Origin of the sequence: Candidatus Magnetaquicoccus inordinatus (assembly GCF_004217665.1) — a bacterium.
Taxonomy (GTDB): domain Bacteria; phylum Pseudomonadota; class Magnetococcia; order Magnetococcales; family Magnetaquicoccaceae; genus Magnetaquicoccus; species Magnetaquicoccus inordinatus.
The window spans coordinates 1-11,800 of the sequence record NZ_RXIU01000004.1; the positions used below are offsets into that span (position 1 = coordinate 1).

18 protein-coding genes and 2 pseudogenes are annotated in these 11,800 nt (G+C 48.0%); 3 read left to right on the forward strand and 17 right to left on the reverse strand.

Going from position 1 to position 11,800, the window contains the following annotated elements; genetic code table 11:
- The 3 genes and pseudogenes from EJP87_RS00510 to EJP87_RS00520 form a co-directional block, all read left to right on the forward strand.
- Positions 1-194, forward strand: a pseudogene (locus EJP87_RS00510) (hypothetical protein); the annotation flags it as partial.
- Positions 194-727 carry a hypothetical protein gene (locus EJP87_RS00515; RefSeq protein WP_130469912.1) on the forward strand — a complete coding sequence of 178 codons (534 nt, stop codon included), beginning with the start codon at positions 194-196 and terminating at the stop codon, positions 725-727. The pseudogene EJP87_RS00510 and the gene EJP87_RS00515, both read left to right, overlap by 1 nt.
- A gap of 269 nt (positions 728-996) precedes the next feature.
- Positions 997-1,251 carry a hypothetical protein gene (locus EJP87_RS00520; protein ID WP_130469913.1) on the forward strand — a complete coding sequence of 85 codons (255 nt, stop codon included), beginning with the start codon at positions 997-999 and terminating at the stop codon, positions 1,249-1,251.
- Between the two features lie 781 nt (positions 1,252-2,032).
- On the opposite strand, the gene EJP87_RS00525 is transcribed toward EJP87_RS00520, so the two are convergent.
- The 17 genes and pseudogenes from EJP87_RS00525 to rplX all read right to left on the reverse strand — a co-directional run bounded on the left by EJP87_RS00525 (position 2,033) and on the right by rplX (position 11,794).
- Entirely contained in the window at positions 2,033-3,373 is a 1,341-nt protein-coding gene (locus tag EJP87_RS00525) for a L,D-transpeptidase family protein (RefSeq protein WP_130469914.1), read from the reverse strand.
- A 130-nt stretch (positions 3,374-3,503) separates the two neighbouring features.
- Positions 3,504-3,854: pseudogene (gene rplQ, locus EJP87_RS00530) on the reverse strand (50S ribosomal protein L17); the annotation flags it as partial.
- A 12-nt stretch (positions 3,855-3,866) separates the two neighbouring features.
- Positions 3,867-4,889 (reverse strand): DNA-directed RNA polymerase subunit alpha, encoded by a 1,023-nt coding sequence (locus tag EJP87_RS00535; protein WP_130469916.1) that lies wholly within the window; start codon positions 4,887-4,889, stop codon positions 3,867-3,869.
- Positions 4,890-4,915: 26 nt separating this feature from the next.
- Positions 4,916-5,542 (reverse strand): 30S ribosomal protein S4, encoded by a 627-nt coding sequence (gene rpsD / locus EJP87_RS00540; protein WP_130469917.1) that lies wholly within the window; start codon positions 5,540-5,542, stop codon positions 4,916-4,918.
- Positions 5,543-5,579: 37 nt separating this feature from the next.
- The gene (gene rpsK / locus EJP87_RS00545; RefSeq protein WP_130469918.1) at positions 5,580-5,975 is read right to left on the reverse strand and encodes a 30S ribosomal protein S11; all 396 of its coding nucleotides are present in this window, start codon (positions 5,973-5,975) and stop codon (positions 5,580-5,582) included.
- Between the two features lie 55 nt (positions 5,976-6,030).
- Positions 6,031-6,396: a 30S ribosomal protein S13 gene (rpsM, locus tag EJP87_RS00550; RefSeq protein WP_130469919.1), complete on the reverse strand. Its 366-nt coding sequence runs from the start codon at positions 6,394-6,396 to the stop codon at positions 6,031-6,033.
- Positions 6,397-6,473: 77 nt separating this feature from the next.
- Positions 6,474-6,590 (reverse strand): 50S ribosomal protein L36, encoded by a 117-nt coding sequence (rpmJ, locus tag EJP87_RS00555; RefSeq protein ID WP_130469920.1) that lies wholly within the window; start codon positions 6,588-6,590, stop codon positions 6,474-6,476.
- 17 nt (positions 6,591-6,607) lie between these two features.
- Positions 6,608-7,939: a preprotein translocase subunit SecY gene (gene secY / locus EJP87_RS00560; protein ID WP_130469921.1), complete on the reverse strand. Its 1,332-nt coding sequence runs from the start codon at positions 7,937-7,939 to the stop codon at positions 6,608-6,610.
- 11 nt (positions 7,940-7,950) lie between these two features.
- Positions 7,951-8,403, reverse strand: coding sequence for a 50S ribosomal protein L15 (gene rplO, locus EJP87_RS00565; RefSeq protein ID WP_130469922.1), 453 nt, complete (start codon positions 8,401-8,403; stop codon positions 7,951-7,953).
- Between the two features lie 66 nt (positions 8,404-8,469).
- Positions 8,470-8,649 carry a 50S ribosomal protein L30 gene (rpmD, locus tag EJP87_RS00570; RefSeq protein WP_130469923.1) on the reverse strand — a complete coding sequence of 60 codons (180 nt, stop codon included), beginning with the start codon at positions 8,647-8,649 and terminating at the stop codon, positions 8,470-8,472.
- A gap of 2 nt (positions 8,650-8,651) precedes the next feature.
- The gene (gene rpsE, locus EJP87_RS00575; protein ID WP_130469924.1) at positions 8,652-9,191 is read right to left on the reverse strand and encodes a 30S ribosomal protein S5; all 540 of its coding nucleotides are present in this window, start codon (positions 9,189-9,191) and stop codon (positions 8,652-8,654) included.
- A gap of 52 nt (positions 9,192-9,243) precedes the next feature.
- Positions 9,244-9,609, reverse strand: a complete 366-nt coding sequence (rplR, locus tag EJP87_RS00580) for a 50S ribosomal protein L18 (protein ID WP_130469925.1) — start codon at positions 9,607-9,609, stop codon at positions 9,244-9,246.
- Positions 9,610-9,630: 21 nt separating this feature from the next.
- Positions 9,631-10,161, reverse strand: coding sequence for a 50S ribosomal protein L6 (gene rplF / locus EJP87_RS00585; protein ID WP_130469926.1), 531 nt, complete (start codon positions 10,159-10,161; stop codon positions 9,631-9,633).
- Between the two features lie 20 nt (positions 10,162-10,181).
- Positions 10,182-10,580 (reverse strand): 30S ribosomal protein S8, encoded by a 399-nt coding sequence (gene rpsH / locus EJP87_RS00590; protein ID WP_130469927.1) that lies wholly within the window; start codon positions 10,578-10,580, stop codon positions 10,182-10,184.
- Between the two features lie 91 nt (positions 10,581-10,671).
- On the reverse strand, positions 10,672-10,857 hold the full coding sequence (locus tag EJP87_RS00595) for a type Z 30S ribosomal protein S14 (RefSeq protein ID WP_130469928.1): 186 nt from the start codon (positions 10,855-10,857) through the stop codon (positions 10,672-10,674).
- A gap of 24 nt (positions 10,858-10,881) precedes the next feature.
- Entirely contained in the window at positions 10,882-11,421 is a 540-nt protein-coding gene (gene rplE / locus EJP87_RS00600) for a 50S ribosomal protein L5 (RefSeq protein ID WP_130469929.1), read from the reverse strand.
- Positions 11,422-11,464: 43 nt separating this feature from the next.
- Complete coding sequence (gene rplX, locus EJP87_RS00605; protein WP_130469969.1) at positions 11,465-11,794, reverse strand: 50S ribosomal protein L24; 330 nt, start codon at positions 11,792-11,794, stop codon at positions 11,465-11,467.
- Positions 11,795-11,800: the final 6 nt, after the last annotated feature.

Below are 11,800 nucleotides of genomic sequence, written 5' to 3' on the forward strand. Positions count from 1 at the left end.
CTGCCATCGCCATGGAGTTGGGCTGCGATGGCGTGCTCATGAATACCGCCATCGCTGGCGCCAAAGATCCAATCCGCATGGCTCGGGCCATGAAAAAAGCGGTCGAAAGTGGTCGCGATGCCTTTCTCGCCGGGCGCATAGCCAAAAAGCTCTATGCAACTGCCTCCAGCCCTCTTGATGGTATGTTGATCTAATGGAAGAAAATTTGCCCAAATGGGAGTGGCGTTGGCCCGACCCTGTAGCCCTGCAGGTGGCCAGTGAACGAATTCTGCAGAGTCGTGCGCCAGATGATCCCAACCTCAATCGCCAACTGAAGATTCGTGTGCAAATGGAGTCAACCCAGCATCCAGAAGCGCCCATTTCTGCGTTGCTGGTCACACCGTGGGCGGTGGAACGCATTTTCTGGCACAACCCCCACAATCAACCAACACCGCCAATACGACATGCCATGCCTTTGACATCTGATGACGAAGGGCGCGTTGCCGCCGGTCAAGGAGTGTTATTGGAATATATAGACCGCTTGGTTCCGGTTCTCACCGCATGGGAACCGGAAGTAGGGCACCATTTTATTGAAATATTGCTCAGTTCCACCCACGATTTAGACAATCCAGAAGAGGCCATCGCCCTTGCGCTAGGGAAAAAACCACCTACTCGATCCAAACAATCAGTTGCCGAGCATTTGAATAAAACAGTCAGTCGCCGCAATCTGCTGGGCTGGTTCCGATGACTGACATTCGATAACCACAATATAATATACAAATATTTCAACATGTTATACAAACAATAACTATTCATCGCGCTCTTTTCTATTTTGCTTGCATTGGCGTCAAGTTTTTGGTATAAGGTTTGCGAACAAAAAAACTGCATATCAATGGCCGCAGCGCAGCTTTTTTTGATAGATGTTCGACCGGCTTTTCTGCTAAGATTCCGGTTTTGTAAGCTTAAGCAAAAGCTGCGAGCTAAAGGAAACTTTTTCATCTTCAGGAGATTCAATCCATGTCGAAAATTGTCCCCGTTATTGTCCTCTCCAGCCTGTTGGGCGTGTTGAGCGGTTGTGCTTCACAACCCCCGGCCAAACCCGAAGCCAACGTGCAAGATCAACTCGCCAAAGCTGAAGCCGATCGCAAAGCTGCTCAAGCCGCCGCTGACAAAGCGAAAGCCGAGGCCGATGCCCTGCGCAAAGAAGTCGATCGCCTCAAAGAAGAATCAGCTCGTGCCAAGAAGACCTTCCGTAAAGGACTCAAGAAGTAATCAATCGGCACCTGCCGAAAAACGATCGGGACACTGGGGGGCTTTGCCTCCCCTCAGTGTCCCGGTAGTAAGATCGCCCTTCGCTGATCAAAAGCGGTCTATCAAAATACGCATCTTTGCGTATGCAGATGATTGTTGACCCGCCCCAAGCTGCTTTATCCAATCAAAAAAACATGATTTTGGAACAAAATTGATCTGTTCAATTCTGTAGAGCAACCTCTTCAAATAACCTGCCTTACTCCCCGCTCTCTCAGCATTATAATCGGTTATACTCAAGCCACTATTGCACCATTGAACGCTGACCACAACAGGTCAGTAACCTGCAGAAGACAGTACTCAGTAACTCTTCAGGTTCGTGCAAACCCGCCAGCTCTACCCCCATGGGGATGCTGTATTTAACACAAAATAGACGCTTCCGCACAGCGTGTTCCCATTAGGCGCCGCGCCGCCTTCAGGAGCGCGTCGGCTTAAGGTGAAAATCGCGCAAAAAAACCCCGGAGGCTTTACCTCTGAGGTTCTGACTACTTCTACTGCGCAGCCAACGGGTGGCGTTGCAGGCGAATTCTTACCTGGCCTATCTGCTTGATATATTTCGTCGCTCATTCCTCTGCGCCTTGTCCATGAGCTTGCTCGCGACGATTTATTCACAAGCTCTCTGAACTCCACCAGAGAGGTGCCCTCACTGGACCCACAGTTATTATTAATGGTGGATAGTTACGTGAATAGTTACCATACAGCCAAAAATTTTTAATATGTTTTCCGTATCTTGACCACCGACTAATCATTTGCCGCCAGCAGAATCCTCAGGAGTTAATGCTTCTTTCTCCTCCATTGTCTCAGCCGCTCCTACTGCCTTGACCTTCTTTTTCACCGGCAAATTGAGTCGATACTCCCATGCCCAACCCGCTCCTAAATGCTCAAGCTCAGGTGGATGCCAAACTTGAGCAATCATCTGCGGAATACCGCTGGCCTGCTCAATCGTTTTATACATCTTCTGCCAATCCACAACCACCTCATCTTCCAAAGAGCTACGCCTCTGTAAAGCTTGACTGACTATTTTACTGGCCACACTCTTAATGGTAGCACGCTCTTTGTAGGATAAGACATCATGTACCTGCAAATACAACTTTTCCCCCTGCCAGCCAGCCTTGATCGGCTGATTGACAATCTCTACCGTATCATTAACTGCAACCTCTTCATAAAAGCGAACAATATCCTCAGGATACAATCGCATACAACCATAACTGACCCGCCTGCCCACACCATACGGCTTTTGTGTACCATGCATCAAATAACCAGGTATCGATAAATAGACTGCATGCGTTCCCAAGGGATTATCCGGTCCAGAGGGAATCGATCGTGGCAAATGTGGCTTATCCTTACGAATAGATTCTGGCACATACCATGTGGGATAAGCTGCCTTACGTGTCACATGTGTAGCGCCTTGGGGTGTCAATAATCCTTCCCGTCCAATTCCAATCGGATAGGTATCCAACCAACCGTCCCGTCGCTTGTGATAGACGCGCATCTCAGGCAAATTGACAATGATACGCGCTGACGAACGTGGCAAAACTCGTTTATAGGGGACTTTAATCACCGTACCTGCTTCTGGAACCCAAACATTGACATCAGGATTGGCATCGCGCAACTCGTTAAAGCCAACTCCCAATATCCGCGCAAGATCAATGAGCGTATCACTGCTTTGCGCCATATAGCGCATTTCAACGCCTGTGACCTCATCGTTTGGCGCATAGGGATACCAACGACGGCGCCATGGTACTTCTCCATAACTGACCGTACTTAATAAATCCTCCCAGTGCAAAAGCAAACCGGAATCTCTATTCAAAGAAACAGCCTTCACACTTTGGCTACTCTTTTCTTTGACACTCTTTCCAGCACTTTCGCTCACACTCTCCTTCTTGTCCGTATCTCTTTCAACCACAACAGGTGCAGATGGAAGCTGTGGACTTTCATTAATCGTTCCACTGGAGGCGCCGGTAATATCGTGCCAATTTGCAGCCAATGCAGCATTCGGCAGCAAAAGTGGCATCACAATTAGCAAAAAAGCCAATAAATTGGCCATACATGGTGAAAGCATTGTTGCAATATATTTGTCGCGCATCAGTCAGACCTTGCACGGTAAAAGAAGAAAAAAAAAGCCGAAGTTGGCTCGAACCACTTACTGGCTCTGTTACCCAACTTCGGCTAGCATATGCTATACCATATTTGAAAGCTGATTATTTTTCTACTCTCTCCACCAGCTCAATCATCGACATTGGTGCACAATCGCCATACCGATCACGTGTCTTCAACACCCGCGTATATCCACCGGGACGATTACGATTGCGCTCAGCAATATCGGTAAACAGCTTGTGCACAATCTCTTTATCCTGCAGCTTTCCTAAAGCTTGACGGCGCGCATGCAGATCTCCCCGCTTACCCAAGGAGACCATTTGGTCAGCAATACTGCGTAACTCTTTGGCTTTTGGTGTTGTGGTCTCAATCCGTTCATAACGGAACAAGCTCACCAGCATGTTGCTAATCATTGCCTCAAAATGGCTGCTGCTACGCCCCATTTTGCGTCCATCTCTTTGATGTCTCATGCTGCCGCTCCCTTAGAAATGCTCATCTTCAAACTGCTTGGCCAACTCATCAATATTTTCCGGCGGCCAACCATCCAACACCATTCCCAGACTGAGATCCATTTCTTCAAGAACTTCCTTGATTTCATTCAAAGACTTGCGCCCAAAATTGGGTGTCTTTAACATCTCTGCCTCGGTTTTTTGTACCAAATCGCCAATATAGACAATCTCATCATTCTTCAGGCAGTTTGCGGAACGTACCGACAACTCCAGCTCATCAACCTTACGGAACAAATTGGGATTCCACTTGGGCTGGGAGGACTCCTCTTGAATATCTCCCATCGGTACATCGTCAAAATTAATAAACAGACTCAACTGATCCTGTAAGATTTTTGCAGCCAATGCCAAGGCATCTTCTGGCGAGACCACACCATTGGTCTCAATCTCCATAATCAGCTTATCATAGTCAGTCTGCTGGCCAACACGCGCATTTTCCACTTTATAGGCTACCCGCTTCACTGGATTATAACTACAATCCAGAAAAATTTCACCAATCGTGGCAGGATCATCATCCGATTTTTGCGCAGTCGGGACATATCCCTTTCCCGTCGTTACAGTCAAACGCATATCCAACTTGCCACTCTTATTCAAAGTGGCAATATGATGGTCCTGATTAAGAATTTCCAGATCAGCCCCACAATCGATAGCCGCTGCGGTGACAGATCCTTCTCCTTCTGCTTTTAAGTATACCACTTTTGGACCAACACCTGACTTGACCCGGATAGCCAATCCTTTCAAATTCAGGATAATATCGGTCACATCTTCCAAAACACCAGGCACCGTAGAAAATTCATGCAGCACACCTTCAATTTGCACTGAAGAGACTGCTGCTCCTTGCAAAGAAGACAACAATACACGACGCAAGGCATTTCCCAGCGTTGTGCCAAAACCACGCTCCAGAGGTTCGGCGATCAAAGTCGCTTTGTACTGTGAATTCCCTTCTTCGAGAATTTCTACTTTTTGGGGTTTGATTAATTCGGTCCAGTTTCTGTACATCCGCTTCCCCTAACCTGGTCTCACGTCTATTTGGAGTACAGCTCAACAATCAGGTTTTCATTATAATCCGCCGGCAAATCAGCACGGTCGGGAATCGCACGAAATAGACCTGACATGTTTACCGCATCCACATCCACCCAGCCTGGAAAACCACGCTTTGCCGCACTTTCCAAAGCTGCCTTAATACGCAATTGGGCACGCGCTCCAGGAACTATGGCAACTTTATCTCCAGGTTTGACCAGATAGGATCCAATATTCACCATCTGCTCGTTTACCAACACTTGCCGATGGCTGACTATTTGATGTGCTTCACTGCGCGAAGCAGCAAAACCCATACGATACACAACATTATCTAGTCTACGCTCAAGAAGTATCAACAGGTTTTCACCAGTAATTCCACTCATGCGCTCCGCTTTTTCAAAATAGTTACGGAACTGTCTTTCCAACAGACCATATGTCTTTTTGATCTTCTGCTTTTCACGCAGATGCAGCCCATAATCGGATACCTTGCGGCGGCGTTGGCCATGCAAGCCAGGTCCTGTGTTCCGACGTTCAATTCCACACTTGTCGGTAAAGCACTTTTCACCTTTCAAAAAGAGCTTGGTGGATTCGCGCCGACAAATTCGGCATTTGGAGCCAAAATAACGGGCCATTGTTCCTGCGTCCCTCGCAATAAGCAGCTAAAATAAATCACACTCTACGACGTTTGGGTGGACGGCATCCATTATGTGGAATGGGCGTCACATCCTGCACAAACGCGATATTGAATCCAATCCCCGCCAAAGCTCGCAGTGCCGATTCACGACCGGAACCAGGACCTTTCAGGCGCACATCTATATTCCGCATCCCATGCTCCATCGCCTTGCGACCAGCATCTTCCGCAGCCATCTGGGCAGCAAACGGGGTTGACTTACGCGACCCCTTGAACCCCTGAGCACCTGCTGATGCCCACGACACCACATTACCTGAGGTATCAGTGATCGTGACCAGCGTATTGTTGAACGTCGAGTGTATATGCGCTACACCACTCGCTATACTTTTCCGCTCTTTCTTCTTTCCACGGGTGACTTTCTGGACCTTCGCCATCTTTTCTCCTCAATCTGCAGGCCGGTTTACTGCCGACCGATCATAAGCCTGCCTATCAACCTTTACCTGGAATCGACCGACGTGGACCCTTGCGGGTACGTCCATTGGTATGTGTACGCTGTCCACGCACCGGCAAACCACGACGATGACGCAAACCACGATAACATCCTAAATCCATCAACCGCTTGGTATTCATGGCCACTTGACGGCGTAAATCACCTTCCACCTGGTATTCACTGTCAATAATGGCACGAATACGCGCAATATCTGCCTCAGAAAGATCGCGTCCACGTGTGTCAGGTGAAATGTCCGCTGCCTTAAGAATATTGGCTGCTGAATGTTTACCTATGCCAAAAATATAGGTCAACCCAACTGCCAATCGTTTATTGATGGGTATATTTACCCCGGCAATTCGCGCCACTTTACAACCTCCACTACCTTTCTGAGTTCTGCCCGATAGGCTGCAGCCAGCCTCTTATCCGACTCGCGACGGTTTGATCAGCCTTGCTTCTGTTTATGCTTGGGATGCTTGGTACAAATCACCCGCACAATCCCCTTGCGTTTGATTGTCTTACAATCTTTACAGATCGTTTTGACTGATGCACGAACTTTCATTGACTGTCCTCCACTTTTTAACGCCGCCCGCGGATTCTTGCCCGCTGCATCAAACCTTCATATTGACGGCTGATCAGGAATGACTGAATCTGCGCCGCCGTGTCCATGGTAACGCCAACGACAATCAACATCGATGTGCCACCAAAATAAAACGGTACATTATAACTGGCAATCAGTATCTCTGGCAACAAACAAACTCCAGCGACATAAATTGCTCCCACCAAGGTCAAGCGTGTCAAAATCGTATCCAAATATTCAGCCGTGCGAAAGCCTGGCCGAATCCCTGGGATAAAACCGCCATATTTACGCAGATTATCCGCAGTCTCTTCTGGATTAAACACAATCGCTGTATAAAAGTAACAAAAGAATATAATTGCTAACGAATATACAACCATATACATCACATTTCCCGGCGACAACATCGCTGCCAAACTTTTCAAGCCATCCCATGGCGCAAAATTGGCTATCGTAACAGGAAACAGGATGATCGAACTGGCAAAAATTGGTGGTATTACGCCAGCCGTGTTAATCTTCAAAGGCAGATGGGTACTCTCTCCACCCACCATCCTTCTGCCACTGACCTGTCTTTTGGCATACTGCACCAAAATTCGCCGTTGCGCTCTCTCCATATAGATAATAAAGGCGGTTACAGCCACAGAGATCACCAACAGCAACAATACAAACAGTGGTTGAATATCACCTGTCCGGGCAAGCTGCAACGTCCTTACTAAAGCTACCGGCAGATTGGCAACAATACCCGCATAGATAATCAGAGATATCCCATTGCCGATACCACGTGCTGTAATTTGCTCGCCAACCCACATGATAAATGCAGTACCACTTGTCAGCGTCAATACCGTCATTAAACGGAATTGCCAGCCTGGCTCAATCACAACATTCATGCCACCCGCTTGCATCGTCTCCAGACCATAGGCTATACCAAAGCCCTGAAATATGGAGAGAACGACTGTGCCATATCGGGTATACTGATTGATTTTTCTTCTTCCCAACTCTCCCTCTTTTTTGATCGCCTCCAACTGCGGCACTACCGCAGTCATCAACTGCAAAATAATTGAGGAAGAGATATAGGGCATAATTCCCAAAGCAAACACAGTCAAGCGAGAGAGCGCTCCCCCGCTGAACATATTGAACATGCCCAATAATGTTCCTTGTTGCTGTGCAAAAAAGGCTGCTAAAGCTTGCGGATCAATCCCTGGTGTCGGAACATGTGCGCCAATCCGATAAACAATTAACATACCAAGGGTAAACAGCAGTCTACTACGCAGTTCCGGTATTTGTCCCAGGTTAGCCAGTCCGGCAAAGGGAGACTGTGTATCTATAGCAGCCATGCAGGGTGTCCTTACGCCGAAGCACCACTTAAGACTACCTTGCCTCCCGCTGCTTCCACCTTCTCTTGCGCAGCACGGCTCACTTTATCGACGTGGATCGTCAATGCCTTATTAATCTCACCATCGCCAAGGAGCTTGACACCATCCTTCAACCGACCCACCAAACCCTTTGCCTGCAAATCTGCTAAAGCAATCTCACTTCCAGCTTCAAATATGTCCAAATCTTCAATCTGAACCAGAGCATAATATTCCTTGAACGGACTCCTGAACCCACGCTTCGGCAGACGACGCTGCAATGGCATCTGTCCACCCTCAAAGCCGACTTTATGGTAGCCGCCGGAACGCGCTGTCTGCCCCTTGGTGCCTTTGCCAGCGGTTTTACCATTACCGCTGCCAATTCCCTGACCTTTTCTCTTGGCCGCAATACGACCGGTAGGACATTCGGGCAATTGATTCAGTTTCATCTCTTCCAAAACCTCTCTGGCATCTCTTTAGTTCAAGCAGTTACGTCTCTCAAACGCTTGGTCTGATTATTCTACAATCTGCACCAAGTGCTGTACTTTGCGAATCATGCCGCGCACACTGGGTGTGTCCTGCAACTCGCGTACATGTTGTAAATGACGCAATCCTAAACCTTGTACAATCAGTTTATGCTTTTCAGGTCTTCCTGAAATTGAGCGCACTTGCTTAACTTTAATGATCCCTGCCATCTCTACGCCTTTCCACCCAGAGCTTCAATCGCTAAAGAACGTTTCTCTGCGACCTCTTTCGGTGAACGGATAGACTGCAGTGCCAAGAAGGTCGCCTTAATCAGATTATGCGGATTGGAGGTACCTGTAGACTTGGCCAGTACATCACGTACTCCCAATGCCTCAAAAATAGGCCGCATCGATCCACCAGCAATAATGCCCGTACCTTCTGCTGCAGGACGCATTACCACACTTCCTGCACCATAGTGGCCGACAATTTCATGGAACAGAGTGCGTCCATCACGTATCGGCACAGGAATCAAGCTCTTGCGGGCCTTTTCTGTCGCCTTGCGGATGCTCTCCGGCACCTCTTTGGCCTTACCCAGACCATATCCAACTTCACCCTGGCCATTGCCTACCACGACAATTGCTGAAAAACTAAACCGGCTACCACCTTTGACTACCTTTGCAGTCCGTTTGATGGTCACCAGCCGTTCAATCATATCATCGCTTTGCCAAGTCTCAGCCCTCTCTTCGGGCACTCCACGACGTGATTTCGACATTCCTGCTCCCCGTCCGCGTGCTTAACGTCAATTCTCTATGCAAGCCCGTCAGCTAAAACTCCAACCCGCCTTCGCGAGCTGAATCCGCCAAAGCCTTGACCCGACCATGAAACAAACATCCTCCCCGGTCAAAAACTACCTCCCGGATATTGGCCTGTAACGCTCTCTCTGCAATATAACGTCCGACCAATACGGCTGCTTCTTTGTTTCCGCCACTCTTGATCTGTGTGCGAATGCTCTCTTCCAAGGTGGAAGCGGCAGCTATTGTCCGTCCCTGCTTGTCATCAATAATCTGTGCATAGATATGACTGACACTGCGAAATACCGACAATCTAGGACGATCTCCACAAGTCCGCGCAATTTGATAACGGACTCTCTCACTCCGGATCCGTCTGGCCGCGTGCCGATTCTTTGCCATCCAAATTTCCCCTTGATCAAGTTACTTCTTCTTGCCCACTTTACGCAAAATATACTCACCGGCATTGCGTATACCCTTGCCTTTATAAGGCTCTGGTGGACGAAACCGCCGAATATCCGCACAGGCTTGTCCAATTGTCTCTGGATCCATGCCTGATAAAGTCACCACCACATTTTTCTCTACTTGCGCTGTCACACCACTGGGTAAAGCATAATCTATCGGATGCGAATATCCCAAGTTCAATTGCAACACTGTATCGTTCACCGCTGCACGATAACCCACTCCTTGAATCTCCAATACCCGCGAAAATCCCTTGGAAACTCCTACTACCATATTACTTAACAAGGAGCGCGTTAAACCCCACAACGCACTGTTTCCTTCACGATTCTTAATCGCAACAGAGAGGTGATTTTCTTCCTGATTTATCTGTACTCCAGGATGAAACTCACGTGTCAAACTGCCCAATTTGCCTTTGACTGTTACTGTCTGATCTTCAATAGTCACTTGCACTCCATCAGGAATGACAACGACTTTCTTTCCTATTCTGGACATATCCCGAAAATCCCTAAGAATCAGAATACGGTGCAGATCAATTCACCACCAACACCCATTTTTCGGGCATTGCGGTTCGACAGCAACCCTTTGTTGGTAGACAGAATGCTGATTCCCAAGCCTTGATAGACTCGCGGAATTGCACCCCAACCCACATATAAGCGCCGACCTGGCTTAGAACTGCGCTTTATCTCTTCGATAACAGCACGCCCATTATGGTATTTCAATACCACTCGGAAATATTGTTGCGCTGCCTCGCTGGGTAACTCCTCAACCCCAGTTACATACCCCTCCTCCAGCAGGATCTCAGCTATGCGCATCTTGATCCTGGACTTAGGAATATCGACATAATCTTTCCGCACTGCCTGAGCATTGCGTATCCGCGTCAACATGTCACTGATCGGGTCAGTCATTCCCATCTCTTAAAGACTCCCAAATATATTTCCAGTCAGCCTGCCTTGCTTGGCAACGCTGCCAATCATACTTATCCCTGTATCGGCAACCCGATCTTTACCAGGATGCCTTGACGATTCCAGGTATCTCACCACGCAGCGCCAGGGTCCTTACACAAATGCGGCACAAATGAAAGTCACGCAAATATCCCCTCGGACGAGAACATCTTTCACAACGATGATATGCTCTCGTAGAGAATTTTGCCTTACGCTTGCACTTGGCAATCAATGATTTCTTGGCCATTTCAGAAAGTTTCCCTGCTTCCTATCAATTCGTGAAAGGCATGCGGAACCCCCGCAACAATGCCTTCGCCTCTTTATCGGTATTTGCTGTGGTCACGATCACAATATCCATACCACGCACTGCATCCACTTTATCATAATCTATTTCAGGAAAAATAATCTGCTCTTTCAAACCAAGCGCATAATTACCACGACCATCAAAGGATTTTCCTGAAACACCACGAAAATCTCGTACACGCGGCAATGCAATATTGATCAAACGATCCAAAAACTCATACATCCGTTCACGACGCAAGGTGACTCTGCATCCCAACTGCATTCCCTTACGTACCTTGAAGCTGGCAATCGATCGACGTGCACGTGTAACGACTGGCTTTTGCCCGGAAATTGCTGTCATATCCTGAACAGCTCCGTTCATGGCGTTTTTATCTGCCACAGCTTCACCAACCCCCATATTGAGCACAACTTTCACAATCTTCGGCACCTGCATGGAGTTGCTATAGCCAAACTCCTCAGTGAGCTTTGCTACAATCTCCTGCTCATATATCTGTTTCAGCCTAGGCATATCTCAATCCTTGGTGCAATCTTTAACCGTCCGTTATGCGGACCTAACGATCAATAACTTCCCCGGAACCACTCATAATCCGCACTTTACGACCATCTTCCAGGTTTTTCTTAGCAATGCGAACCCCTTTTCCAGTGGCTGCATCGTAATACATCACATTGGAAATATGGATCGGGGACTCTTTTTCCACAATACCACCCTCTTGCCCGCGTTGCGGTTTAGTATGACGCTTGATCATATTAATCCGTTCAACGAGAAGCGTTCCTTCTTTCAGTAATACCTGCAGGATGCGACCATGTTTGCCTCTATCCTTGCCGGTTATGACGACTACCTGGTCACCCTTCTTCAGATTGGTTTTGATTTGATCCTTCATCATCGT

Bases quoted from the DNA above. Each gene is read 5' to 3' on its own strand.
- EJP87_RS00515 (WP_130469912.1), top strand. From the start codon at position 194: ATGGAAGAAAATTTGCCCAAATGGGAGTGGCGTTGGCCCGACCCTGTA.
- EJP87_RS00520 (WP_130469913.1), top strand. From the start codon at position 997: ATGTCGAAAATTGTCCCCGTTATTGTCCTCTCCAGCCTGTTGGGCGTG.
- EJP87_RS00525 (WP_130469914.1), bottom strand. From the start codon at position 3,373: ATGCGCGACAAATATATTGCAACAATGCTTTCACCATGTATGGCCAAT.
- EJP87_RS00535 (WP_130469916.1), bottom strand. From the start codon at position 4,889: ATGTACAGAAACTGGACCGAATTAATCAAACCCCAAAAAGTAGAAATT.
- rpsD (WP_130469917.1), bottom strand. From the start codon at position 5,542: ATGGCCCGTTATTTTGGCTCCAAATGCCGAATTTGTCGGCGCGAATCC.
- rpsK (WP_130469918.1), bottom strand. From the start codon at position 5,975: ATGGCGAAGGTCCAGAAAGTCACCCGTGGAAAGAAGAAAGAGCGGAAA.
- rpmJ (WP_130469920.1), bottom strand. From the start codon at position 6,590: ATGAAAGTTCGTGCATCAGTCAAAACGATCTGTAAAGATTGTAAGACA.
- secY (WP_130469921.1), bottom strand. From the start codon at position 7,939: ATGGCTGCTATAGATACACAGTCTCCCTTTGCCGGACTGGCTAACCTG.
- rplO (WP_130469922.1), bottom strand. From the start codon at position 8,403: ATGAAACTGAATCAATTGCCCGAATGTCCTACCGGTCGTATTGCGGCC.
- rpmD (WP_130469923.1), bottom strand. From the start codon at position 8,649: ATGGCAGGGATCATTAAAGTTAAGCAAGTGCGCTCAATTTCAGGAAGA.
- rpsE (WP_130469924.1), bottom strand. From the start codon at position 9,191: ATGTCGAAATCACGTCGTGGAGTGCCCGAAGAGAGGGCTGAGACTTGG.
- rplR (WP_130469925.1), bottom strand. From the start codon at position 9,609: ATGGCAAAGAATCGGCACGCGGCCAGACGGATCCGGAGTGAGAGAGTC.
- rplF (WP_130469926.1), bottom strand. From the start codon at position 10,161: ATGTCCAGAATAGGAAAGAAAGTCGTTGTCATTCCTGATGGAGTGCAA.
- rpsH (WP_130469927.1), bottom strand. From the start codon at position 10,580: ATGGGAATGACTGACCCGATCAGTGACATGTTGACGCGGATACGCAAT.
- EJP87_RS00595 (WP_130469928.1), bottom strand. From the start codon at position 10,857: ATGGCCAAGAAATCATTGATTGCCAAGTGCAAGCGTAAGGCAAAATTC.
- rplE (WP_130469929.1), bottom strand. From the start codon at position 11,421: ATGCCTAGGCTGAAACAGATATATGAGCAGGAGATTGTAGCAAAGCTC.
- rplX (WP_130469969.1), bottom strand. From the start codon at position 11,794: ATGAAGGATCAAATCAAAACCAATCTGAAGAAGGGTGACCAGGTAGTC.